The following is a 22,672-nucleotide window of genomic DNA, read 5'->3' on the forward strand; positions in this document are numbered from 1 at the left end:
GGCCGCGCGACCACGAGGGGCCGCCGCGGGGCGACGGGCCGGGATCCGAGGGCTCCGGAGGGCCTGGAGGGTCTGGAGGGCCCGTGGGCTCCACCGGGTCCGGCGTCGGCGGCTCCGGCTCCGGCTCCGGCTCCGGCTCCGGCTCCGGCTCCGGTGACGCTGGTTCTGGTTCTGGTTCTGGTTCTGGTTCCGGTTCCGGTTCCGGTTCCGGCTTCGGGGAGTCCTCCGGCGCGGCCGGGCCGCCCCGGATACCGCTCCCCCGCGCCTCCGTCGAGGACAGCGGCGTACCGCTGCCGGCGCCGGCCCCGCGGGAGGTGGTGCCGCTCGTGCTGGAGCACCAGGTGCTGAAGGCACTGCTCGGCGCGTGGGCGCTGGCCGCGTGCTCGACGGAGGAGACCGCCGCCGTCGAGGAGCACCTCGGTGACTGCGGCACCTGCGCGGAGGAGGCGCTGCGGCTGCGCGAGGCGGTCGGACTGCTCCAGCGGCCCGAGCCGCTCGACCTCAAACCCGGCCTGCGCACCCGTGTCCTCGCCGGCTGCCTGGAGCGGCGCCCGCCGCGCATCCCGGTGCCGCCTGGGCCACCGCCTACGACGCCGAGACCGCCCGCCTCGACGCGCTGCTCCAGGACTTCGGGGACGCCGAGTGGCACGCGCCCGTGCGGCTGCGCTGGTTCGGTGGCGAGGAGTTCGACAACCGCCGTACCACCGTCGCCGGGGTCATCGCGCATCTCATGGCGGTCGACGGGCTGGTCGCGCTCTCCCTCGGCCTCGGCGACCCGCTCGGCGACGCCACGGACCCGCCCGGCGCGGGCGGTCCGGCCGCGCGCACCGAGGCGTACTGGCGCGACTCGCACTTCCCGCCCACCCGCACGGTGCGGACGCCCTGGCGGGAGCAGAGCCACGACATCGTGCGCACCGTGTCCTTCACGGGCGGCACCTCGGGCGGCCTCAGCGTGTCCTACGGAGCCTTCGAACTGTCCCTGCACGACGCGATGATGGACCGGGCCTTCGCGTGCTGGGTCCACGCGGAGGACATCGCCGAGGCCGTGGACTACCCCTACGACCCGCCCTCCGGCCGCCATCTGCACGGGATGATCGACCTCGCCGCGAGGATGCTGCCCACCGCGCTGGCCTCCCGGCGGCAGGCCGGGCTGGCCTCCCGGGGGCCCGAGCGCCATCTGGTGGCCGCCGGTGAGCCCGGCCGGAGCCTTCGGCTGGAGATCGAGGGGACGGGTGGCGGTGAGTGGCTGATCCCGCTGGACTCCCCCGCGGCGGTGGGTTCCGTCGCGCACGAGGTGGCTCATGTCGCCCTGGACGACGTGGAGTTCTGCCGGCTGGCCGCGGGGCACGTTCCTCCGGAGGAGGCCGCGGCTGGGCAGGTCGGCGACCGGGACGCCATCAGGGACGTCCTGTACGCGACGGCTTCCTTGAGCCGGATGTAGCGGGGCTGGCGCGTATCACCAGGTGCGGGTGCGGCTGTGGCTGCGGGGTACGGGTGCGGGTGCGGGTGCGGCTGCGGGGTACGGGTGCGGGTGCGGCTGTGGCTGCGGCTGCGGCTGCGGCTGCGGCTGCGGCTGCGGCTGCGGCTGCGGCTGCGGCTGCGGCTGCGGCTGCGGCTGCGGCTGCGGCTGCGGCTGCGGGTGCGGGTGCGGGTGATCGTGGGTTGCTCGCGCAGTTCCCCGCGCCCCTAGGGACACGCCGTCACCCTCAGTCCCAAGAGGAACCGCACGCCCAGCCACCCACAACCGGCACCCGCGACCAACCAGTCGGCCATGCCCTCAGGGGCGCGGGGAACTGCGCGATCAGCCACCCACAACCGGCAGCCGCCGGCGTCAGGCGAACACGACCGTCCGGCGGCCGTTGAGGAGGATCCTCCGCTCGGCGTGCCACTTCACGGCCCGCGCCAGCGCCTGGCACTCAACATCGCGCCCGATCGCGACCAGCTGGTCGGGGGTGACGTCGTGGGACACCCGCTCGACCTCCTGCTCGATGATCGGCCCCTCGTCGAGGTCGGCGGTGACGTAGTGCGCGGTCGCCCCGATGAGCTTCACACCCCGCGCATGCGCCTGGTGGTACGGCTTGGCGCCCTTGAAGCTCGGCAGGAAGGAGTGGTGGATGTTGATGATCCGCCCGCTGAGCTGCTTGCACAGGTCGTCGGAGAGGACCTGCATGTAGCGGGCGAGGACGACCAGTTCGACGTCCTGCTCGCGGACCAGCTCCAGCAGCCGCGCCTCGGCCTCGGGCTTGGTGTCCCGCGTCACCGTGATGTGGTGGAAGGGAATGTCGTAGGAAGCCACCAGCTCGGCGAATTCGGTGTGATTGGACACCACGGCCGCGATCTCGACGGGCAGCGCGCCGATGCGTGCGCGGAAGAGCAGGTCGTTCAGGCAGTGCCCGAACTTGCTGACCATCAGCACGACCCGCATCCGGTCCTCGGCCCGGTGGATCTGCCAGTCCATGTGGAAGGAGTCACCGATCGCCGCGAAGCTCGCCCGCAGCTTCTCCACCGTCACCGGTGCCTCTGCCGAGAAGTGGACGCGCATGAAGAACAGACCCGTGTCGTGGTCGCCGAACTGCTGGCTGTCCTCGATGTTGCAGCCGGTCATGAACAGGTAGCTCGACACGGCGTGCACGATGCCCTGCTTGTCGGGACAGGACAGCGTCAGGACGTACTGCTCGGCCGGGGCCGCGGCTCGGGTGGGCTGCTCGTTCATGCAGGAAAGGGTCCCACACGCGGCCGAGCCACCGGCAACCGTTCCGCTAGGCGGACCGCGTCATGATCTGCAGCACTTCCAGCGAGCGCGGCGGGGTGTCGGGGTCGTCCCCGTCCGCGGTGGCCATCCGTACGTGCGCGTCGCGCGCGGCCCGTACCGCCTCGGGCCAGCCGGCGTTCTCCAGGTAGGAGCTGACCGGAGCGTCCGGGCCGACCTGGTGCATGATCCGCAGCACCCGCAGCACGGCGGTGTCGATGAGCGCCGCCTCCTGGGAGTCGCGGAAGATCGTGCCGACGTATTTCTCGGCGGACCAGTTGTCCAGCCAGGTGTCCTCCACCAGCCGGTACACGGCGTCGGTGACGTCTCCGTAGCCGTCGATCCCGGCCAGCCAGACGTCCCGCTGGAACACCGGGTCGGAGAGCATGTGCAGCGCGGAGCGCACATTGCTGCGCCAGCGCCACCACGGCATGTCGTTGAGTGGCATGCCGCCCATGGTGGAGGAGCGACGGCCGCGACGGGAAGAGTTCTCCGAACCTTGCACGGTCATCGATCGTACGTTCCTCATCTCACGTGTCGGAACAGTCCCCCGTAATTCACCTCGATGTCACTCGCTGTTGCCTGAAGGAGACTCCAGGGTTAGGGATGCGGGGGAATCGTGCGTGGACATGACCGGCAGGCTAAGCGACCGCAGCACATTCCTCCCCACCCTCACCAGGCCCGTCAGGAGAAGCATCCGCGCAGCGGGGGCCCTGGTGACGCTCGCGTCGCTGGCCGTCGGCTGCGGGGCCATCCCCGGCGTCACGGGGAGCGACGGGGACGACCGCATCACCGTCATGACCTGGGCACCCCAGGACACGAACGCGACCAACAAGCCCGGAATGCCCGCATTCGCCCGCGCCTTCGCGCGCTGGGTCAACTCCCGCGGCGGCATCAACGGCCGCAAGCTGCACGTGGCGACGTGCAACGAGCGCGACGACTCGGTGTCCGCCGCGAAGTGCGCCCGGCGTGCGGTGAAGGAGAACGCCGTCGCCGTCGTCGGCTCCTACAGCCAGCACCCGAACTCCTTCTTCCCGATCCTGGAGAGCGCCGGCATCCCCTACATAGGCGGGTACGGCATCACCAACGACGAGTTCACCTCGCCCCTGTCCTACCCCGTCAACGGCGGCCAGCCGACCCTTCTCGCGGGACTCGGCCAGGAGCTCGCCGACGACTGCGGCGCCGTCTCCCTGGTGCGGCCCGACACCATCGGCGGCGACCAGCTGCCCGTGATGCTCAACGCCGGGCTGAAGGCCGGCGGCCACGAGCCCGCCGGGGACGTGCGGGCCGCCGAGGACGCCACCGAGTTCTCCGGACAGAGCCGCAGCGCCCTGGGCGAGGCGACCGCCGACTCCTCCGGCTTCTCCGATTCCTCAGGTTCCTCAGGTTCCTCCGGTTCCTCCGGCTCCTCCACCACCGGCTGTGTGGTGCCCGCCCTCGGCGACCGCACCGGCACCTTCATGGACTCCTTCCGGCGCGCCCGCGAGGAGTACCCCGAGGTGCGCACCGGCACCGTCCTCGGCAGCGTCGACCAGACCGCCATCGACGCCTCCGGTGGCAGGTCGGGCCCCTACGAGGGGTCGTACATCACCGGCTGGTACCCGGTGGAGACCGATCCGCGCTGGGACCGGATGAAGGGCGTGATCCGCGAGCAGGCGTTCACCGACACCCGCATCGACCCCGCGGACGCCGCCGTGCAGACCAGCTGGATCGCCTACACCGTGCTGATGGCCGCGCTGGAGAAGATCGGCGCCGGCGAGGTGACCGCCGACACCGTGCGGCGCACCCTGGACAGCGGGCTGGAGATCGAGACCGGCGGGCTCACCCCGACCCTGCGCTGGCGGTTCCAGGACCGCCTCGCCTCCATCGGTTTCCCCCGCCTGGTCAACACCGACGTGACCCTCCAGGTCGTCCGCGACGGCCGGCTGGTCGCGGCCCGCAAGGGCTTCGTCGACATGACCAAGGCGCTCCAGGGCGCGGACGTGTAGCGAAGGACAGGCCTACGGGTCCGTGCGAGCGGCGCAGCCGCACGCACGACACCGCGGGGCGCGGGCCGGTCGGACCGGTCCGCGCCCCGCGCGCGTGTCACAGCTGGGTCGGCTGGCGCCGGGTCAGGCCGTACTTGTCGGCGATGGTGTTCCACAACCCGGCGGCCTTGCCCTTCTCCGTGGTGGCGGTGCCGCTCGCGCGGTCGCCCGCCTGGGTCTGGCCGGTGGACCGGGCCGTACCGCCGCGGCAGAACTTGCTCTTGTTCCCGGCCACCTGGTCCGCCCACGCCGCGTAGTGGTCGTCGGCCGACGCGGACGCCTTCCACGCGGCGGTCAGCGCCGTCGTCAGCTCGCTGTGGCCGGGCAGCTGGTCGACGGCGAGGCCCTCCAGCCGGGTCACCAGGCCGTTGCGCTGCTGGGCCGCGGCCCGCAGGTCCTGGGCGGCCTTGTCGAGGTCCTTGCAGCCGCGCACGTTCGCCACCGCGCCGATCACCGAGGCCCGGCTGTTGCCGCTGTCGGCCAGCAGCTTGTCCAGCTCCTCGGCCTGCGCCTTCGCCGGGTCGGCGGACGGGGAGGCCGAGGCGGAGGGAGAGGAGCTCTCGGCGGTCGCCGGGGTCGAGGCGGAGACGTTCTTGGTGTCGTCGTCACCGCCGTCGCTGCCCATCAGCGCGCCCGCGCCGATGCCGAGGACCGCGATGCCGATGCCGACCGCCGCGATCACCGGCACCCGCGAACCGGTGCGCCCGCCGCGGCCGCGGCCGCGGCCGCCGTCGTCGTCCCGGCCCGCGCGCCGGCCCTCGCCCGGGTAGGGGGAGCCGTGGCCCGCGCCGCCCTGGCGGTCGTACTGCGGCTGCTGGGCGTAGCCGCCCTGCGGCGCCTGCACACGCGGCATCTGCTGGGTGGCCCCGGCCGGGCCCTCCTCGTCGCGGAACAGGCCCGCGAACTCGGCGGGCGGCTGCCGGTCACCGGCCGCGGGAACGGGCGGGATGTACTGGGTGGCCTCGGCGTCGGCACCGCCCGGTGCCCGGCCGCCCGCGCCGGGACCCGTGCCGAGATACGTCGTGGTCTCCGCGGGCGCCTCGGGGGCCGGACCGCCGTACGCCCCGGCGGGACCGCCGTACGAGCCCTGGGAGGCGATGGGGCCGCCGTAGGAGGCGCCGGGCGTCTCCGGCGGGAGCGCGCCCGGGGTCACGGGCGGGATGTACTGCGTCGCGCCCTCGTCCGCGGCGGGCACGGCAGGCGCCACGGGCGGGATGTACTGGGTCGCCCCGTCGTCCAGGCCGGGCGCGGCAGGGGCCACAGGCGGGATGTACTGGGTCGCCCCGTCGTCCACGCCGGGGGCGACCGGGGGTATGTAGCGGGTGGCCTCGTCGACGGCGGGCGGCAGCGGCGCACCGCCGTACGTCCCGCCCTGCGGGCTCTGGCCGCCGTACCCGTCCTGCGGGTAGCCGTACGACGGTGCGGCCGGGGCCTCCGGCGGGAGCGGGCCGGCCGGCGGCGCCGCCGGGCCGGACCCGTGCGGCTGGGCACCGGGCGCGGGCGGCACGGTGCCCGGCTGCGCCCCGGGCCAGGCGCCCTGGTCCGCGGCGCCCCACTGCGGGTCGGCCGGCTGCTGGTCGGCATGCTGCGGCCAGGACTGGGCCGGTGCCGGGTTCTGCTGGGCCTCGGGCCCCCACGGCGTGCCCCAGGCCTGACCGCCGGGCGGCGTCGCGGCCTGGCCGCCCGGCAGCAGCGGCGCACCGCCGTCGGAGGGCAGCACGACGCCTTCGTGCGCGGGTCGCGCCGAGGGCTCCTCGCCCTGTCCGCTCTGCGTCACCGGGACTCCTACGAATGGGGGACCTTCGGGATCGTCGGCTCACGCTACCGGGTCCCCGGAGCCGCATGCCACGCAGCTCAGACAGCGATCTCCCTTCCTGTGACGTCGGTTACACGCGCTCAGGCCGCCTGCTGCAGATCCAGCCGCGCCCCGAACTCCCGTACCACCGCCTCGTCCCGGTAGGGCTCCAGCCGCTGCTGGAAGTCCTCCAGATACTCGGCGCCGCGGTTGGAGCGCAGGGTCTCAAGGATCTCCACCGCCTTCAGGCCCGTGGCGCAGGCCTGTTCGATCTCGCGCTGCTGCACCTGCGCTGTGGCGAGCAGCACATAGCCGATGGCCCGGCGGCGGGCACGCGAGTGCGGGTGCCCGGCCAGGGACTGCTCTGCGTAGCGGGCGGCCGCCTCGGGCTGTCCGAGGTCGCGGTGGCAGTGCGCCAACTCGTCGGCGAGATACGCCTCGTCGAAGTGCGCGATCCACGCCGGGTCGTCCCCGGAGTCCGGGTCCGCCCGTTCCATCGCCGCCAACGCCCGCGAGGACGCCGCCTGCGCCGCGCGTACGTCACCCAGCAGCGCGTGGCCACGGGCCTCGGCGGCGAGGAACATCGCCTCCGCGCGCGGGGTCACGATTCCACGCGCCCCCTCCTGCGCCGCGCGCGCCAACTGCGCGATCTCGCGCGGGTTTCCGAGCTGCGCGGCGAGATGGCTCATGGACGCGGCGAGCACATAGCCGCCGTAACCGCGGTCGCCCGCCGCCTGGGCGAGCCGCAGCGCCTGGATGTAGTAGCGCTGGGCCAGGCCCGGTTGGCCGGTGTCGACGGCCATGTACCCGGCGAGTTCGGTGAGCCTGGCCACGGCCGCGAACAGCTCGCGGCCCACCGCCTCCCGATAGGATCCGGCCAGCAGCCCGGAGACCACGCTGTTGAGGTAGTGCACGACGACGGGCCGGACATGCCCGCTGCCGTACTGGTGGTCGAGGCCGGTCAGCGCCTGCGTCATGGCCCGTACGGCGGCCACGTCGGACGCGCCCACCCGCGGGCCCGCCGAGCGCGCCACCTGCGCGTCAGGCGAGGAGATCAGCCAGTCGCGGCTGGGTTCGACCAGCGCGGACGCGGCGACGGACGACCCGGACAGGAAGTCCCGCCGGCCCACGTCGCTGCGCCACAGCTCGCACACCTGCTCGATGGCTCCCAGTACCGTCGGCGAGAACTGGAGACCCACTCCCGAGGCGAGGTTCTTGCCGTTGGCCATCCCGATCTCGTCGATCGTGACCGTACGGCCGAGTTTGCGTCCGAGCGCCTCGGCGATGATCGCCGGGGCGCGCCCGCGCGGCTGCTGTCCGCGCAGCCAGCGGGCCACGGACGTCTTGTCGTAACGCAGGTCGAGGCCGTGTTCGGCCCCGCACATGTTGACCCGGCGGGCCAGCCCGGCGTTCGAGCAGCCCGCTTCCTGGATGAGCGCCTGCAGCCGTTCGTTCGGCTGCCGCGCGACGAGAGGCCTTGCGGCCATGGTCCTGACCCCCTGTGGCTGCGGTGCCTGCCCGTGCACCGGTTGACGTGTCATTTCAGAACCGAACGCGGATCGGACGCACCGGCTTGTGCACCGAAAAGTTCCGGCCGGGAAGATCGATGCCCAGCGGACATGCCGACAATGCGAGGCATGCCAGAATTGCCGGGGTAAAGGTGCAAGCCGCCTCCGGGGTGCCTACCCGGCTCGCTCCCCGGATCCTCCCGCGCGCCCCCACCCGTGCACCCATGCGCCCCGGACGCCGGATCGATGCTCCTCGTCCGCGCGCGAGCGCGCCCGTAACCCGAGGTGGACGGCGGAGTTGTGTTGAGCGTGGAAGAGACGATCCAGGGCACCGAAACCGCACAGATTCCCCAGCAGCGCGGGGAATCCCTGCTGGAGACAGCCGTACGCTACGCCGAGGAACGCCACTGGGACGTGTTCCCCGGCACCTGGCTGGATGCCGTGGACGGGCTGCAGCGCTGCTCCTGCGAGGAGGCGGCGTGCGAGGCGCCCGGCGCGCACCCCGCGCGTCCCGACTGGGCGACGCAGGCGACGGGCAGCGCGACCGTCGCGCGCCGGATGTGGCAGAAGCAGCCGAACGCCTCCATCCTGCTGCCGACGGGGCGGACGTTCGACGCGATCTCCGTCCCGGAGACGGCCGGCTTCCTGGCGCTGGCGCGGATGGAGCGGATGGAACTCACCCTGGGCCCGGTGATCTTGACGCCGGAGCGGCGCATGCACTTCTTCGTGCTGCCGGGGACCTCGGTGAAGGTTCCCGACCTGGTGCGGAAATTGGGGTGGTCGCCCGCGTCGCTGAACCTGGTGGCCCTGGGCGAGGGGGCGTATGTGGCCGCGCCGCCCACGCGGTTCGGGTCCCGGGGGGCCGTGCAGTGGGCCTGCCGGCCTACGCCCGCGAACCGGTGGCTGCCGGACGCGGAGGAGTTGATCTCGCCGCTGGCGTATGCGTGTGGGCGGGATCGGTAGCGCGTTCTCGTCTGCCGGGTTCCTGTTCGTCTTGCGGCTGCGGGTCGCTCGTGGTCGTTCGCGCAGTTCCCCGCGCCCCTGAAGGCAGGGCTCGCCTTTCGCGCCCACGCGGCGGAGCCGCGCAGAGACACAGCCCCGCGCCCCTGAAGGCAGCGCTCGCCCTTCGCGCCCACGCGGCGGAGCCGCACAGAGACACAGCCCCGCGCCCCTGAAGGCAGCGCTCGCCCGTCGCGCCCACGCGGCGGAGCCGCGCAGAGACACAGCCCGCGCCCCTTGAAGGCCCTTAGTGTCTCGGCATGACCAAAAGTGCTGTTGTCGTTCGAGGGCTCTGGAAACGGTTCGGGCAGCAAGTGGCTGTCGGGGGGATCGATCTGGAGCTGCCCGCCGGGCGGTTCATCGGGCTGGTGGGGCCCAACGGGGCCGGTAAGACCACGACCCTCTCCATGGTGACCGGGCTGCTGCGGCCGGATCAGGGGTCGGTCGAGGTCGTGGGGCACGACGTGTGGCGCGATCCCGTCGAGGTGAAGGCCCGTATCGGGGTGCTGCCCGAGGGGCTCAGGCTGTTCGAACGGCTGTCGGGCCGGGAACTCCTCGCGTACACCGGGCGGCTGCGGGGGCTGCCCGGGGACGAGGTCGACAAGCGGGCCGCGCAGTTGCTGGACGTGCTCGACCTGGCCGGGGCCCAGCACAAGCTCGTCGTCGACTACTCGACCGGCATGCGCAAGAAGATCGGGCTCGCGGCCGCGCTGCTGCACAACCCCGAAGTGCTGTTCCTGGACGAGCCGTTCGAGGGTGTGGACCCGGTGTCCGCGCAGACCATTCGCGGCGTGCTGGAGCGGTACACCGCCTCCGGCGCGACCGTGGTGTTCTCCTCGCACGTGATGGAGCTGGTGGAGTCGCTCTGCGACTGGGTGGCCGTGATGGCCGCCGGGCGGATCCGCGCCCACGGCACACTGGCCGAGGTGCGGGGCGAGGCGCCCACCCTTCAGCAGGCCTTCCTCGAACTGGTCGGCGTGGCCGTCCGGAACACCGGCAGCGACCTCGACTGGCTCGGCGGCGGCGCCCGATGACGTCCCTCACGTCCACCTTCGTCCGTCTGAAACTGTCCCTGCTGCGCAACGGACTGCGGCAGTCCGGCGGGCGGCTGGCCGCGTATGTGCTCTCGGCCGTGTTCGTGCTGCTGTTCGCGGTGGCCCAGCTGTTCGGGCTGATCCTCCTGCGGGGCACCGCGCACGCGGACGCCGTGGTCGTGCTGCTGGCCGCCGTGCTGGGGCTCGGCTGGGCCGTGATGCCGCTGTTCTTCCCCAGCGGCGACGAGACCCTGGACCCGACCCGGCTGGTGATGCTGCCACTGCGGCCGATGCCGCTGGTGCGGGCGCTGCTGGTGGCCTCGCTGGTCGGGATAGGGCCGCTGTTCACCCTGTGCCTGGCCGTCGGCTCGGTGATCGCGGTCGCGCACGGCGGAGCGGCGTACGCGGTCGGGGTCGTCGCGGTGGCGCTGATGCTGCTGGTGTGCGTGGCCGTCGCGCGGGCCGTGGCAGCCGCCAACATCCGCCTGCTGACCAGCCGCAAGGGCCGCGACCTGGCCGTGCTCAGCGGTCTGGTGATCGCCGTCGGCGCCCAATTGGTCAACTTCGGCGCGCAGCGCCTCGGTTCGAGCGGGCTCGGCCAGCTCGACCCGGTCGCCGACGTACTGCGCTGGGTGCCGCCCGCGTCGGCCGTCGGCGCCGTGCACTCGGTGAGCGACGGGGCCTACGGCACCGCGGCCGCGCAGCTCGCGGTCAGCGCGGCCGCGGTGGCGGCCGCGCTCACGGTGTGGGCACGGCATCTGACCCGGCTGATGACCTCGCCGGACGGCTCCACCCTCCAGTCCGCCGACCCCGGCCCGCGCGCCCGCGCCTCCACCGGCCTGGCCCGGCTGCTGCCGGCCGGGCGCACCGGCACGGTCATGGAACGCAGCCTGCGCTACATCTGGCGCGACCCCAAGACCAAGGCCGCCTGGGTGACCTCGCTCGCCATCGGTCTGATCGTGCCCGCGTTCAACGCGCTCCAGGGCACCGGCTCGGTCTACTTCGCCTGCTTCGCCGCCGGGATGCTCGGCATCCAGATGTACAACCAGTTCGGGCAGGACACCTCCGCGTTCTGGATGGTCGCGACGACCATCTCCTCCACCCGGGACGCCTACGCCGAGCTGCGCGCGCGGGCCCTGGCCCTGATGGTGATCACCGTGCCGTACTCGGCGCTGGTGACGGTCGTGACGACGGCCCTGCTCGGCGACTGGGAAGCGCTGCCCGAGGTGCTGGGGCTGTCCTTCGCGCTGCTCGGCGCGATGCTGGCGACGGGGGCGTGGACCTCCGCCTCCTTCCCGTACTCCATCCCGCAGGAGGGCTACAAGAACGTGGCACCCGGTCAGGCCGGGCTCGCCTGGATCTCCATCTTCGGCGGCATGGTCTCGGCGGCCCTGCTGTGCTCCCCCGTCATCGCCGCCACCATCTGGCTGCATATGAGCGCCGACGGCGACCGCCGACAGTGGCTGCTGCTGCCGCTCGGCACGGCGTACGGGGCCGGGCTCACCCTCCTCGGGCTGCGGCTGGCCGCGCCGCGCACTGCCCGGCGGCTGCCGGAGATCCTGGCGGCGGTGAGCAAGGGGTGAATCAACTCGGCTGATCCCGGATCTCGTTGGGTACACCGTGCGTACGCACAGACGTTGCGGCGGGTGCTCGACGGAGAGCGCGATCCGGCGGTGCCGCCGGGCTGGGGCCGCTCGACGCGCCGGTCGCCGCACGGGCCCTGGCCGCGCTGCGCGGCGAGACGGACGTGGCGGCGGAGCTGTGGCCGGTAACGCATCTGGGGTTGGCGCTGGGCAACCTGGCGGCCGCCGCCACCGGGTACGGCGAGACGGCCGAGGTCACCCGCGAGAACCTGGCGGACCTCGGCGCGGATCCCTCCCTCGCCCCGCTGGCCCCGGTCTTCCGGGAGATCCTGGCCGGATCCCGCGACCCCGCCCTCGCCACCCGGCTCGAACTCCCCGCGCACCGGGCGGCGGTGGCGGCGGTGCTGCGCTGTGTCGGCGGGATCGAGAAGGCGTGAGCGGCCCGGGGAGCCGACCCGGCCGCCGCTGCCCTCGGGCAGCCCCGGGCCCTTCGCCGAGGGCGACACGGACGACGCCGAGGGCGGCACGGCGGGCGGGCACCACGCCCACCCGCGCGCCGCTCTCGCCCTCCCCGCCCCCGCCGGAGCGAAGGAGGACAAGAGGCTGCGGTCCGCCGCCGCGGCGGCGCTCCCCAGGGCCGCCGACGCCGTCCGGAGCTGTCAGTCCCCAGGGCCGCCGCCCCGGGCCGCCACTCCCCAAGCCCGCCACCCCGAGCCGCCACCCCCCAGAGACGCCACCCCGAGCCGCCACTGCCCAGAGACACTGCCCAGAGCCGTCACTCCCCAGAGACACCGCCCGGGTCCGTCACTGTGTCAGCACCCCGTCCAGGAAGGGCTCGACCACCAGGCGCCACGCCTCGGGCCTGTCGTAGTGGACGAGGTGGCCGGCGTCGGCGACCTCCGCGTACTGGCCGCGCGGCAGGACGCGGACCATCTCCTGCGCCTCGGCACGGCCCAGTTCGCCGTCCAGGCCGCGGACGACGAGCGCGGGGCACCGGACCTGGGCCAGCTCCTCCCAGTGGGCGTCGTACACCCAGGTCTCGCGGGACTTCAGCATCTGCTCGAATTCGAACACGGGCCGCCATCCGTCGGGCGACTCCTGCATGACCTCGGCGTAGAAGGCGCCCCTCGCCCGGTTCGGCCGCTCCACCCACGGGTCGTCCTCGCCGAACCACTTGCGGACGTCGGCCAGGGTGGCGAAGGGAACGGGCCAGGCCTTGAACCAGTCGGACCACTCGCGCTGCGAGGCCGCGCCGAGCGCGGAGGCCCGCATGTCGCAGATGATCAGGGCGCGCACCAGATCGGGGCGCTTGGCGGCGAGCTGCCAGGCGGTCAGCGCGCCCATGGCGTGGCCGATGAGCACGGCCGGGCCGAGGCCGAGCTGTTCGAGGGTGGCCTCGGCGTCCTCGACGTACGCCTCACGGGTGAAGGCGGCCTGCGGGGGCTTGTCGCTCTGGCCGTGGCCGCGCTGGTCGAGCGCCACGGCGCGGTGGCGTTCGGAGAGCCAGCGGGCGGTGGACGCCCAGTGCGAGGCTCGGCCCATCAGGCCGTGCAGTAACAGCACACCCGGAGGGTGGAGCTCCACGGTGTGCGAGTCGCCTGCCGGGGCCGGCGGGTCGCCGGGCTTGGGAGGGTCGCCGAACTCCCAGGCCGCGAGGCGTACGCCGCCCGTTCCGGTCACATCGATGCGCCGCGCCATTGGTTCTGGCCACCCCCAAGCTCCGCTCGGACCGCCCGCTGCCGCCGGGGCCGCGCGTCCGCCCGATCCGCGTCCGCCCCGCCCGTCGTACCGCTGTGCTGCTGGGCCGTGCCGCCGGTCCACGCTGCCGCTGCGGCCGTACCCGTGTCGTAGGTACTCGTCGTGCCGGTGCGGTACGGCCGGGCCTGCCGACTGCCGTACCCCGGTGTGCCGCGGGGCCCTTCGGGCCGTCCGCCGCGCTCGCAGACTATCGAACCCCTATTCGAAAACGCGGTCTTCGTGAGGAACACCCCTCATTCGAGTGACACCGCCCGAGGAATGATCGCCGCCGTCGAGGGGAGATCTTCAGCGGGAGGCGGACCGCTCGGGGAAACCGGTCCGAGGGGAACGACCCTGAGAGCTCGGGGCTCCGGGTCGACACCGGGGAGGACAGGCCCCGGCGCCGTACGGCGCCGGGGCCCTCCACACGCTCTCGGCACATCCGCCCGCCCCTCCCGGTCATATGCCTCACGGCCAAAGCCTGGCACGCGCGGCGCCGCGCCGCTGCGATTCGGCGGAGCCGGTCCGGGAATCGCCACGCACGAGGGACACCGCCGAGGCTCTCCCGCCCCGGGGGTCACCCCTGGACGCCCGGACCCCGAACGCCCCCGGCCGCGTCAGCGCTTGGCGACGAACACGTGGGAGGCGACGTCCGCCTGCAGCTCGGCCACCTCGCCGCTGCTGCCCACCAGCACACCGCCCGCGGACTCGGTCACGCTCACGACCGAACCGGGCTGCACACCCGCCCGCCGCAGCGTGTACATCAGCTGCGCGTCCGTCTGGATGGGCTCGCCGATGCGGCGCACCACGACCGTCATCCCGTCCGGGCCCGGGTCCAGCTCGGCCAGCGAGACCATGCTCTCGTCCAGGAACGGGTCGGCGCCGTCCTTCTCGCCCAGCTCCTCCAGACCCGGGATCGGGTTGCCGTACGGCGATTCGGTGGGGTGCCGCAGCAGCTCCAGCACGCGCCGCTCCACGGCCTCGCTCATCACGTGCTCCCAGCGGCACGCCTCGGCGTGGACCTGCTCCCACTCCAGACCGATCACGTCCACCAGCAGACACTCGGCGAGCCGGTGCTTGCGCATCACGCGCGTGGCCAGCCGGCGGCCCTCGTCGGTCAGCTCCAGATGCCGGTCGCTCGCCACGGACACCAGGCCGTCGCGCTCCATCCGCGCGACCGTCTGGCTGACCGTCGGCCCGCTCTGGTCCAGCCGCTCGGCGATGCGGGCGCGCATGGGGACAACACCTTCCTCCTCCAGCTCCAGGATGGTGCGGAGGTACATCTCCGTGGTGTCGATCAGTCCGGACATACGTGCCCCTCGGTGAGATCTGCCGGAGGCATGACGGTCTCCGGCCCATGCGCTGGCCCTGGAGTCAATTCTGCCGGATACCACTGACAACCGGGCCGCGCGGACGGAACGCGACTGTTACGCGTGGGTAAGCCCTGCCCCCTCCCCGGCCCGGACCGGGGCCGACAAGGCCGGGCCAGGCGGGGAGCGGGCCGGGGCCGGGCCGCAGGAAGGCCCAGGCCATGGCGGGGCAAACCCGCGTCAGGGATCCGGAGCGGCCCGGTGCACCGCCTTGACCGCCGTATTGACATCCCACTGGTCCAGACCGCACGGTGATCCGCGACACAGGCACCGCTGGAAGCGGGCACCGCCGACAGCGGGACGGCACCGCGAGGAGCGAAGGGGCTCTGTATGGGCGACAGCAAGCTGGCCGACCAGTACTTCGACGCCGCGATCGGCCTGCTGCGCCGCGTCCGCGACGAGGAGGCCGACGCCGTCACGGCCGCGGGCACCCTCCTCGCCGACACCGTCGCGGCCGGCGGCCGCCTCTTCGCCTTCGGTGCCGGGCACTCCTCGCTCGCCGCGCAGGACGTCGTATACAGGGCGGGCGGCCTGGCCCTGATGAACCTGCTCACCGTGCCCGGTGTGGTGGGCGTCGACGTGATGCCCGCGCCCCTGGGCTCCGCGCTGGAACGCGTCGACGGCCTGGCGAGCGCGGTCCTGGACTCCTCCCCGCTCCGCGCCGGCGACGCCCTCGTGATCATCTCGCTCTCCGGGCGCAACGCGCTGCCCGTCGAGATGGCCACGCACGCCCGCGCCCTCGGCGTGAAGGTCATCGGCGTGACCTCCGTCGCCTACACCTCCGAGACGACGTCGCGGCACAGCTCCGGCACCTTCCTCAAGGACCACTGCGACCTCGTCCTCGACTCCAAGATCGCCGTCGGCGACGCCGAACTCACCCTCGACACCGTCCCGGCCCCCTTCGCCCCCGCCTCCACCGTCGTCACCACCGCCCTCCTCCAGGCCGTCATGGCCACCGCCGCCGGCTCCCTCGCCGACCGCGGCATCGAACCGCCCCTGCTGCGCTCGGGGAACGTCGACGGGGGTCACGAGTGGAACGGCCGCGTGATGGAGGAGTACCGGGACCGGATCTTCTACCGGCACTGAGCCCCAGGGGCCGAGGCGCCCCGGCGCGTGGGGCGCTCCATTCCGGGAGCATACGTCTACGCGTATCGAACCTGTCCGCTGTGCGTATTCGACGTATCGCCGCAGCTCACCTAGCTTTCCGGCCATGACTGAGCGACGTGCCATCCTCAGCGGTTCACCGTTCGAGGAGCAGATCGGGTACGCCCGTGCCGTGGTCGACGGGGACCGGGTCCATGTGTCGGGGACGACCGGGTTCGACTACGCGACGATGACGATCTCCGACGACGTGGTGGAGCAGGCCGAACAGTGTCTGCGCAACATCGGGGACGCGCTGGCGCGGGCCGGGTGCGGGTTCGGGGACGTCGTCCGGGTGCGGTACCTGCTGCCCGCGCGGGAGGACTTCGAGCCGTGCTGGCCGGTGCTGCGCCGCCGCTTCGGGGACGTTCGGCCGGCCGCCACGATGATGGTCTGCGGGCTGGCCGACCCCCGGATGCGGATCGAGATCGAGGTCTACGCGCGCTTGCCGCAAACGCGTTGACGTCCGGGTGGGTGCCCCTGTTCGCTGGCTGCCGTGACTGATCTTCGTATCGAGACGGTGGACGGCGACGCCATGCTGCGGCAGTGGCGGTACGTCCACAACGCGATCGTGCCGCCCGCCGCGATGTCCCTGGACGAGGTCCGCGAGCGCGCCGCCCGGCACCGGCTGTGCAACGCCTACGTCGGTGACGAGCTGGTCGGCTGCTCGACCGTGCGGGCGCCGGAGGGCGAGGACAGGGCGGTGACGGTCATCGCGCGCGTGCTGCCCGGCCACCGCGGCCACGGCTACGGCGCGGCCCTGTACGAGGACGGCCTCGCCCACGCGCGCGGGGTCGGCGCCGGGGCGGTGGAGACCTGCGTGCTGGCGGTGAACGAGGAGGGCCTGGCCTTCGCCCGCGCGCGGGGGTTCGTCGAGACCGAGCGCTACACCCTGGACGGCGAGAGCGACGTCTGGGTCGACCTGCGGCTGGCTCCCGCCGCAGACTAGAAGAACGGGCCGCGGGATATCCGCCGTACAACGATTCCCCGGCAATCTTGCAGGAACCATATGTGGGCTGCGTCACGTTCGAGTTGAATGATGACCAGTGAGCAACCGACGCGCCGTTCGTGCGGACGCAGCCTGCTTGGGGGTCCAGGTGAGTGCTTCACGGCGTAGTGGGACCACGGATGAAGTGGGGCCCGACGAGCCCGAGCAGCCCGAAGAGTCGGAACAGCCCGACCGGGACGGCTCGGACCTGCTCGCCGCGCTGCTGGACGGGATGGACGCGGCCCTGTGCGCGTTCGACGCGGACGGAGCCGTCACCCACTGGAACCGCGAGGCCGAGCGAATCCTCGGCTGGACCGCGTCCGAGGCGGTCGGCCGGCGGGGGCTGGCCGGCTGGGCGGTGCGCAGTGCCGACGCCGAGGAGGTCGAGGGCCGGCTGCTGTCGGCCATGAACGCCCCCGGACGCCAGGTGCACGAGTTCGCGCTGCTGACCAAGGACGGCGGCCGGGTCCTGGTGCGCACCCAGTCCGCGGCGGTCCGCGGCACCGACGGCAAGCCCGCGGGCGTGTACTGCGCGTTCAGCGAGGTGCACGCGCAGATAGACCTGGAGCGGTCCATCGCCCTGAGCGAGGCCCTGTTCGAGGACGCGTCCTGGGGTGTCGTCCTCGTGGACGCCGACCTGCGGCCCGCCGTCGTCAACGCCCACGCCGCCCGCGCGCTCGGCACCGGCCGCACCTCCGCTCTCGGGCGTCCCCTCGGCGAACTGCTCGCGCAGGGCGTGGAGGAGCTGGAGAGCGCGCTCACCCATGTGCTGGCCGAGGGTGCCCCGCCCGCGCCCGCCGAGATCTGGGTCGGTGTGCGCACCCCCGACGGCGAACGGCGCCGCTGCTGGCGCTGCGGCTTCGTCCGCCTCGCCTCCCCGCTCGCCGAGGAGCCCGTCCCGCTGGGCGTGGGCTGGCTGTTCCAGGACGTCACGGAGGCCAAGCAGGGCGAGCAGGAGGCGTCTGTGCTGCGCTTCCGCACCAACCAGCTGCACCGTGCCGCCCGCGCGGCCGCCGAGTGCGAGGACCCGACCGAGGCGGCCACCGTCCACCTGGACTTCGCCCTCGCGGGATTCGCCGATCACGCGCTGATCGACCGGATCGCGGGCGCCACGGCCCCCGAGAGCGAACCGGCCGCGCCGGTACGGCTGGTCCGGCTCGCCTCGACCCCCTCCGGCGCCCCCGGCCCGAGCCTCCTCGCGGGCCGCGCGGGGCTCCCGGTCCGCTACCGCGAGGGCCACCCTGCCCTCAGCTGCGTCGACCGCGCGAGCACCGTCCGTGCCGGGGTGGGCTCGGTCCCGCCCGACCAGGCCCGCGAATGGGCGCTGGCCCGCCAGTGGCCCGGCGACGCCGTGCACGCCCTGTGCGCGGTCCTGCGCAGCCGGGGGCGCAACCTGGGCGTCGTGACCTTCCTGCGCGGCGCGGGCCGCACCCCGTTCGAACGCGCCGATGCCTCGTACGCCGAGGACGTGGCCGTACGGATCGCGGCGGCGCTGGACCTGGCGGGGCTGGTGGGGCGGGAGTGACACATGAGCCCTGTTCGGGCCGCGGCGCGATGAAGATCCAGTAGCACCGGAGCGCGCCGCTGCGCTCGGTGAGGGCGGACCTCTCAGTCCGCACTGGCACCGGTGAGCGCGGACGCCCCCTGGGAGCAGGGACGAATCGGCTCACGGAGGCCCCGCCACCGCGTGGGGCATCGGGCGACTGCCCGAACACGTCCTGGTCACCCAGGCCACCGGGCGCGGGTCGTGCGCCCGCCCCACGCCGGATCGCGCCCGCCCCACGCCGGATCGCCATGGGTTCCCGCGTCCGCGGCGAACCCGCGCCGAGCAGCACTTCGGCCTTGTCACCGGAGGCCTCGTGCCCGCCGTCGTCCCGTCCGGCCGAAGTCCACGAGCCGGCGTCGAGTCAGCGTCTCGAAAATCCCGTTGAACCACGGCACACGGGTCCTTAGTGTGTGGCACACGCTGAAAGGAGGTGATCCGGAGAATGTATGCATCCCGGACGTGCGAGGTGACTGCGGGCTAGCAGCCCGTCGTCAAACTCGGTTCGGCGCCGGACCAGCGTGTGCGCCATACACGCAGCCGGCCAATCCAAACGCAGTCACCCGACCCGCGAGTCGCCGGTACGTCCGGCCGGCCCCTCCTCTGGAGGACCAGACTCGCGGGTCGTCTGCGTTCTCTGCCGGATGATCTGCGGCAGGTGACCCCCGTCACCTACGAATCCTTCGGCACGCAGTACCCTGGGCGCATGCTTTCGCTCGTCCGACGCCGCCACGTGGACTACGTCCGCGTCACGAGCATGGGCTGTCGACGCTCGATCTGAGCCTTCCGGCCCCCGTTTCGGATTCCTCTCGCGGTCCCGCGGTGTCGGGCCGCCCGGGCTTCGCCCCACCTCTCCTGCACAGCCGGCACCCGTGCACCGCCCCACCCCCGGCGGGACCGGGACCCGTACACCCGCGGACGCATCTCATGACGAACGACTCGACGAATCCGTCGTACCAGCAACTGCCCGATCATCGATCTCTCCGCCGCCGACGACGGCCCCGAGGCGCGGGCCGGGCTGCGTGCCCGGCTGCACCGGGCCGCGCACGACGTGGGCTTCTTCCAGCTGGTGGGGCACGGGGTCACGCAGGAGGAGACCGACCGGCTGCTGTCGGCCATGCGGCGGTTCTTCGCGCTGCCGACGGAGCAGCGGCTGGCGATCGACAACGTGAACTCGCCGCACTTCCGCGGCTACACGCGGACCGGCGACGAGCGCACCGGCGGGCGCCAGGACTGGCGGGACCAGCTCGACATCGGGGCGGAGCGGCCCGCCCGCGCTCCCGGGCCGGGCGAGCCCGCGTACTGGTGGCTCCAGGGGCCCAACCAGTGGCCCGAGGCGCTCCCGGAGCTGCGGACGGCCGCACTGCGGTGGGTGGAGCGGCTGAGCCAGGTCGCCGAGAAGCTGCTGCACGAGCTGCTGGCCTCGATCGGGGCCTCCCCGGACTTCTACGACCACGCCTTCGGCGCGCACGCCCACCCGCATCTCAAGCTCGTCCGGTATCCGGGCAGCGCCGGGGAAGGGACCGGCCAGGGCGTGGGGGCGCACAAGGACTACGGGTTCCTGACGCTGCTGCTCCAGGACCAGGTGGGCGGGCTCCAGGTGCAGCGGGAGGACGGGCTGTTCCACGAGGTGCCGCCGATCCCCGGGGCCTTCGTGGTCAATCTGGGTGAGCTGCTGGAGGTGGCGACCAACGGCTATCTGGTGGCCACCAACCACCGGGTCGTGTCGCCGCCGGGCGCCACCGAGCGGTTCTCGGTGCCGTTCTTCTACAACCCGCGCCTGGACGCCCGCGTCGAGCCCCTGGTCTTCCCGTACGCGGACGCCGCGCCCGGGGTGTCGGCAGACCCGTCCAATCCGCTGTTCGCCGAGTACGGCTACAACGAGCTCAAGGGCAAGCTCCGCGCCCATCCGCTGGTGGCGAAGCGGCATCACGCGGATCTGCTGACCCCGGCTTGAGAAACGTTCCTTCAAGGGCGCGGGACTCGGTGCGGCCGACCGTGCGCGGCCCGTGGCCGCCCGCGCCGCTGAGGCACGTGGCTCAGCGGGCGATATCGCCGTAGCCCTCGATCTCGCGCGGGTTGCGCGGACCGGGCCCGATGTAGCGGGCGGAGGGGCGCACCAGACGTCCGGTCCGCTTCTGCTCCAGGATGTGCGCGGACCAGCCGGCGGTCCGGGCGCAGGAGAACATGGACGTGAACATGCTGGCCGGGACCTCGGCGAAGTCGAGGACGATGGCCGCCCAGAACTCCACGTTCGTGGCGAGCACCCGGTCGGGGCGGCGGTTGTGGAGTTCCTCCAGGGCCGCCTTCTCCAGGGCCTCGGCGACCTCGAAGCGGGGTGCGCCCAGTTCGCGTGCGGTGCGGCGCAGCACGCGGGCGCGGGGGTCCTCGGCCCGGTAGACGCGGTGGCCGAAGCCCATGAGGCGTTCGCCCTTGTCGAGGGACTGCTTGACGTAGGCCTCGGCGTCGCCGGTGCGTTCGATCTCCTCGATCATGTGCAGGACGCGGGAGGGCGCGCCGCCGTGCAGGGGGCCGGACATGGCGCCGACGGCCCCGGAGAGGGCGGCGGCTACGTCCGCGCCGGTCGAGGCGATGACGCGGGCGGTGAAGGTGGAGGCGTTCATGCCGTGCTCGGCGGCCGAGGTCCAGTAGGCGTCGACCGCGGCGACGTGCTTGGGGTCGGGTTCGCCGCGCCAGCGGATCATGAAGCGTTCGACGACGGACTGCGCCCTGTCGATGTGGCGCTGCGGGACCATCGGGCGGCCCTGTCCGCGCGCGGACTGGGCGACGTAGGACAGGGCCATGACGGCCGCGCGGGCGAGGTCCTCGCGGGCCTGTTCGGCGTCGATGTCGAGCAGGGGCTTGAGGCCCCACACGGGGGCGAGCATGGCGAGCGCCGACTGCACGTCCACGCGGATGTCGCCGGAGTGCACGGGGATCGGGAAGGGTTCGGCCGGGGGCAGTCCGGGGTTGAAGGCACCGTCGACGAGCAGGCCCCATACGTTGCCGAAGGAGACGTGGCCGACGAGATCCTCGATGTCGACGCCCCTGTACCGGAGTGCGCCGCCCTCCTTGTCCGGCTCGGCGATCTCCGTTTCGAACGCGACGACTCCTTCGAGTCCGGGTACGAAGTCCGACATCATGCGGCTCCTCATGATCGTTCGGGAGATGACGCCGATGGATCCACGGTCCGTGCGGGGACTGGCGGTCCTGGCTGTCACCCCAGTGATGCCCCGTACGGTCGGCGGTCACCCAACCTGGATGGCATCAGCACCATATCCCTGAGTGCCAGGCACGGGGAGGTTCGGCGGCACTGAGTGCCACGAAGGCGCCCGCGGCCGGGCCGCCCGCACATGCGGCAAGATGACCGCGTGACCGACGCCGACGCCGTGCCCGCCATGCCCGATCCCGCCGCCATGCGCAAGCAGTACCGGACGGAGGGACTCGCCGAGACCGATCTGGCCGCGACGCCCGTGGAGCAGTTCGCGCGCTGGTTCAAGCAGGCCGCCGTCGAGGCACATCTGTTCGAGCCGAACGCGATGATCGTGTCCACGGTGGGCTCGGAGGGCCGGCCCAGCTCCCGGACGGTGCTGCTGAAGCACTTCGACGAACAGGGCTTCGTCTTCTACACGAACTACGACTCCCGCAAGGGCCGCGACCTCGGGGAGAACCCGTATGTCTCGCTGCTGTTCCCCTGGCATCCGATGGCCCGCCAGGTCATCGTGCACGGGGTGGCCCGGCGCACCGGGCGGGACGAGACGGCGGCGTACTTCCGCAGCCGGCCGCACGGCTCGCAGCTCGGCGCCTGGGCCAGCGCCCAGTCCTCGGTGATCGCCGGCCGTGCCGACCTGGAGGCCTCCTACGCCGAGCTGGAGGCCCGCTACCCGGAGGGCGAGCAGGTGCCGGTGCCGCCGCACTGGGGCGGTTTCCGGGTGGCCCCGCGGACGGTGGAGTTCTGGCAGGGCCGCGAGAACCGGCTGCACGACCGGCTGCGCTACGACGCCCGGTCGGACGGCAGCTGGCAGGTGGAGCGGCTCGCGCCCTGAGCGGACCGGAGCGGCGCGAGACCGGACCGACCCGGGCAGCGGGAGACCCGGCGGACCCGGAGCGGCGCGAGACCGGACCGACCCGGGCAGCGGGAGACCCGGCGGACCCGGAGCGGCGCGAGACCGGACCGACCCGGGCAGCGGGAGACCCGT

18 protein-coding genes and 2 pseudogenes are annotated in these 22,672 nt (G+C 73.1%); 13 read left to right on the forward strand and 7 right to left on the reverse strand.

The genetic code is table 11. The features are described 5' to 3' along the window. Window positions 1-83: 83 nt before the first annotated feature. Together ABZZ79_RS11585 and ABZZ79_RS11590 are read left to right on the forward strand one after the other, a co-directional pair. Window positions 84-1,441: pseudogene (locus ABZZ79_RS11585) on the forward strand (zf-HC2 domain-containing protein). A gap of 84 nt (window positions 1,442-1,525) precedes the next feature. Further along, on the forward strand, window positions 1,526-1,690 hold the full coding sequence (locus ABZZ79_RS11590; protein WP_356688708.1) for a hypothetical protein: 165 nt from the start codon (window positions 1,526-1,528) through the stop codon (window positions 1,688-1,690). Between the two features lie 141 nt (window positions 1,691-1,831). On the opposite strand, the gene purU is transcribed toward ABZZ79_RS11590, so the two are convergent. Both purU and ABZZ79_RS11600 read right to left on the reverse strand, forming a co-directional pair. Next, window positions 1,832-2,713: a formyltetrahydrofolate deformylase gene (gene purU, locus ABZZ79_RS11595; RefSeq protein ID WP_356688709.1), complete on the reverse strand. Its 882-nt coding sequence runs from the start codon at window positions 2,711-2,713 to the stop codon at window positions 1,832-1,834. 46 nt (window positions 2,714-2,759) lie between these two features. Next, window positions 2,760-3,260, reverse strand: a complete 501-nt coding sequence (locus ABZZ79_RS11600) for a hypothetical protein (protein ID WP_356688710.1) — start codon at window positions 3,258-3,260, stop codon at window positions 2,760-2,762. A gap of 118 nt (window positions 3,261-3,378) precedes the next feature. Here ABZZ79_RS11600 and ABZZ79_RS11605 point away from each other — a divergent pair, with 118 nt between their 5' ends. Next, a complete protein-coding gene (locus ABZZ79_RS11605; RefSeq protein WP_356688711.1) occupies window positions 3,379-4,737 on the forward strand; it encodes an ABC transporter substrate-binding protein in 1,359 nt (452 codons plus the stop codon). 97 nt (window positions 4,738-4,834) lie between these two features. Here ABZZ79_RS11605 and ABZZ79_RS11610 read toward each other — a convergent pair whose 3' ends face one another. Both ABZZ79_RS11610 and ABZZ79_RS11615 read right to left on the reverse strand, forming a co-directional pair. Next, a complete protein-coding gene (locus ABZZ79_RS11610; protein ID WP_356688712.1) occupies window positions 4,835-6,553 on the reverse strand; it encodes a hypothetical protein in 1,719 nt (572 codons plus the stop codon). Between the two features lie 119 nt (window positions 6,554-6,672). Then, the gene (locus ABZZ79_RS11615; protein ID WP_356688713.1) at window positions 6,673-8,058 is read right to left on the reverse strand and encodes a transcriptional regulator; all 1,386 of its coding nucleotides are present in this window, start codon (window positions 8,056-8,058) and stop codon (window positions 6,673-6,675) included. Between the two features lie 321 nt (window positions 8,059-8,379). Here ABZZ79_RS11615 and ABZZ79_RS11620 point away from each other — a divergent pair, with 321 nt between their 5' ends. From ABZZ79_RS11620 to ABZZ79_RS11635, 4 genes are all read left to right on the forward strand, one after another. Beyond that, window positions 8,380-9,042 carry a bifunctional DNA primase/polymerase gene (locus ABZZ79_RS11620; RefSeq protein WP_356688714.1) on the forward strand — a complete coding sequence of 221 codons (663 nt, stop codon included), beginning with the start codon at window positions 8,380-8,382 and terminating at the stop codon, window positions 9,040-9,042. Between the two features lie 296 nt (window positions 9,043-9,338). Further along, a complete protein-coding gene (locus ABZZ79_RS11625) occupies window positions 9,339-10,112 on the forward strand; it encodes an ABC transporter ATP-binding protein (protein ID WP_356688715.1) in 774 nt (257 codons plus the stop codon). Next, window positions 10,109-11,695, forward strand: a complete 1,587-nt coding sequence (locus ABZZ79_RS11630) for a transporter (protein WP_356688716.1) — start codon at window positions 10,109-10,111, stop codon at window positions 11,693-11,695. The genes ABZZ79_RS11625 and ABZZ79_RS11630 overlap by 4 nt, the downstream gene beginning before the upstream one ends. 26 nt (window positions 11,696-11,721) lie before the next feature. Continuing rightward, on the forward strand, window positions 11,722-12,132 hold the full coding sequence (locus ABZZ79_RS11635) for a hypothetical protein (protein ID WP_356688717.1): 411 nt from the start codon (window positions 11,722-11,724) through the stop codon (window positions 12,130-12,132). Between the two features lie 367 nt (window positions 12,133-12,499). Here ABZZ79_RS11635 and ABZZ79_RS11640 read toward each other — a convergent pair whose 3' ends face one another. Together ABZZ79_RS11640 and ABZZ79_RS11645 are read right to left on the reverse strand one after the other, a co-directional pair. After that, window positions 12,500-13,393: an alpha/beta hydrolase gene (locus tag ABZZ79_RS11640; protein ID WP_356688718.1), complete on the reverse strand. Its 894-nt coding sequence runs from the start codon at window positions 13,391-13,393 to the stop codon at window positions 12,500-12,502. Between the two features lie 656 nt (window positions 13,394-14,049). After that, window positions 14,050-14,742, reverse strand: coding sequence for a metal-dependent transcriptional regulator (locus ABZZ79_RS11645; protein WP_356688719.1), 693 nt, complete (start codon window positions 14,740-14,742; stop codon window positions 14,050-14,052). Window positions 14,743-15,132: 390 nt separating this feature from the next. Between ABZZ79_RS11645 and ABZZ79_RS11650 the strand changes: the two genes are divergently transcribed. The 5 genes and pseudogenes from ABZZ79_RS11650 to ABZZ79_RS11670 all read left to right on the forward strand — a co-directional run bounded on the left by ABZZ79_RS11650 (window position 15,133) and on the right by ABZZ79_RS11670 (window position 20,430). Beyond that, on the forward strand, window positions 15,133-15,888 hold the full coding sequence (locus ABZZ79_RS11650) for an SIS domain-containing protein (RefSeq protein WP_356688720.1): 756 nt from the start codon (window positions 15,133-15,135) through the stop codon (window positions 15,886-15,888). A gap of 124 nt (window positions 15,889-16,012) precedes the next feature. Then, on the forward strand, window positions 16,013-16,405 hold the full coding sequence (locus tag ABZZ79_RS11655; RefSeq protein ID WP_356688721.1) for a RidA family protein: 393 nt from the start codon (window positions 16,013-16,015) through the stop codon (window positions 16,403-16,405). 33 nt (window positions 16,406-16,438) lie between these two features. After that, a complete protein-coding gene (locus ABZZ79_RS11660) occupies window positions 16,439-16,891 on the forward strand; it encodes a GNAT family N-acetyltransferase (RefSeq protein ID WP_356688722.1) in 453 nt (150 codons plus the stop codon). Between the two features lie 148 nt (window positions 16,892-17,039). Further along, entirely contained in the window at window positions 17,040-18,455 is a 1,416-nt protein-coding gene (locus ABZZ79_RS11665) for a PAS domain-containing protein (protein WP_356688723.1), read from the forward strand. A gap of 945 nt (window positions 18,456-19,400) precedes the next feature. Further along, a pseudogene (locus tag ABZZ79_RS11670) lies at window positions 19,401-20,430 on the forward strand (2-oxoglutarate and iron-dependent oxygenase domain-containing protein). A gap of 82 nt (window positions 20,431-20,512) precedes the next feature. On the opposite strand, the gene ABZZ79_RS11675 reads toward ABZZ79_RS11670, so the two are convergent. Beyond that, entirely contained in the window at window positions 20,513-21,613 is a 1,101-nt protein-coding gene (locus tag ABZZ79_RS11675) for a citrate synthase 2 (RefSeq protein ID WP_356688923.1), read from the reverse strand. Between the two features lie 231 nt (window positions 21,614-21,844). On the opposite strand from ABZZ79_RS11675, the gene pdxH reads away from it, so the two are divergent. Beyond that, window positions 21,845-22,519 carry a pyridoxamine 5'-phosphate oxidase gene (gene pdxH, locus ABZZ79_RS11680; RefSeq protein WP_356688724.1) on the forward strand — a complete coding sequence of 225 codons (675 nt, stop codon included), beginning with the start codon at window positions 21,845-21,847 and terminating at the stop codon, window positions 22,517-22,519. Window positions 22,520-22,672: the final 153 nt, after the last annotated feature.

It is taken from the genome of Streptomyces sp. NPDC006458, from assembly GCF_040612135.1.
GTDB lineage: Bacteria > Actinomycetota > Actinomycetes > Streptomycetales > Streptomycetaceae > Streptomyces.

What these genes read in the sequence shown, in the direction of transcription:
- purU (WP_356688709.1), bottom strand. Translation starts at nt 2,713, where the DNA reads ATGAACGAGCAGCCCACCCGAGCCGCGGCCCCGGCCGAGCAGTACGTC.
- ABZZ79_RS11600 (WP_356688710.1), bottom strand. Translation starts at nt 3,260, where the DNA reads ATGACCGTGCAAGGTTCGGAGAACTCTTCCCGTCGCGGCCGTCGCTCC.
- ABZZ79_RS11605 (WP_356688711.1), top strand. Translation starts at nt 3,379, where the DNA reads ATGACCGGCAGGCTAAGCGACCGCAGCACATTCCTCCCCACCCTCACC.
- ABZZ79_RS11615 (WP_356688713.1), bottom strand. Translation starts at nt 8,058, where the DNA reads ATGGCCGCAAGGCCTCTCGTCGCGCGGCAGCCGAACGAACGGCTGCAG.
- ABZZ79_RS11625 (WP_356688715.1), top strand. Translation starts at nt 9,339, where the DNA reads ATGACCAAAAGTGCTGTTGTCGTTCGAGGGCTCTGGAAACGGTTCGGG.
- ABZZ79_RS11630 (WP_356688716.1), top strand. Translation starts at nt 10,109, where the DNA reads ATGACGTCCCTCACGTCCACCTTCGTCCGTCTGAAACTGTCCCTGCTG.
- ABZZ79_RS11640 (WP_356688718.1), bottom strand. Translation starts at nt 13,393, where the DNA reads ATGGCGCGGCGCATCGATGTGACCGGAACGGGCGGCGTACGCCTCGCG.
- ABZZ79_RS11645 (WP_356688719.1), bottom strand. Translation starts at nt 14,742, where the DNA reads ATGTCCGGACTGATCGACACCACGGAGATGTACCTCCGCACCATCCTG.
- ABZZ79_RS11650 (WP_356688720.1), top strand. Translation starts at nt 15,133, where the DNA reads ATGGGCGACAGCAAGCTGGCCGACCAGTACTTCGACGCCGCGATCGGC.
- ABZZ79_RS11655 (WP_356688721.1), top strand. Translation starts at nt 16,013, where the DNA reads ATGACTGAGCGACGTGCCATCCTCAGCGGTTCACCGTTCGAGGAGCAG.
- ABZZ79_RS11675 (WP_356688923.1), bottom strand. Translation starts at nt 21,613, where the DNA reads ATGTCGGACTTCGTACCCGGACTCGAAGGAGTCGTCGCGTTCGAAACG.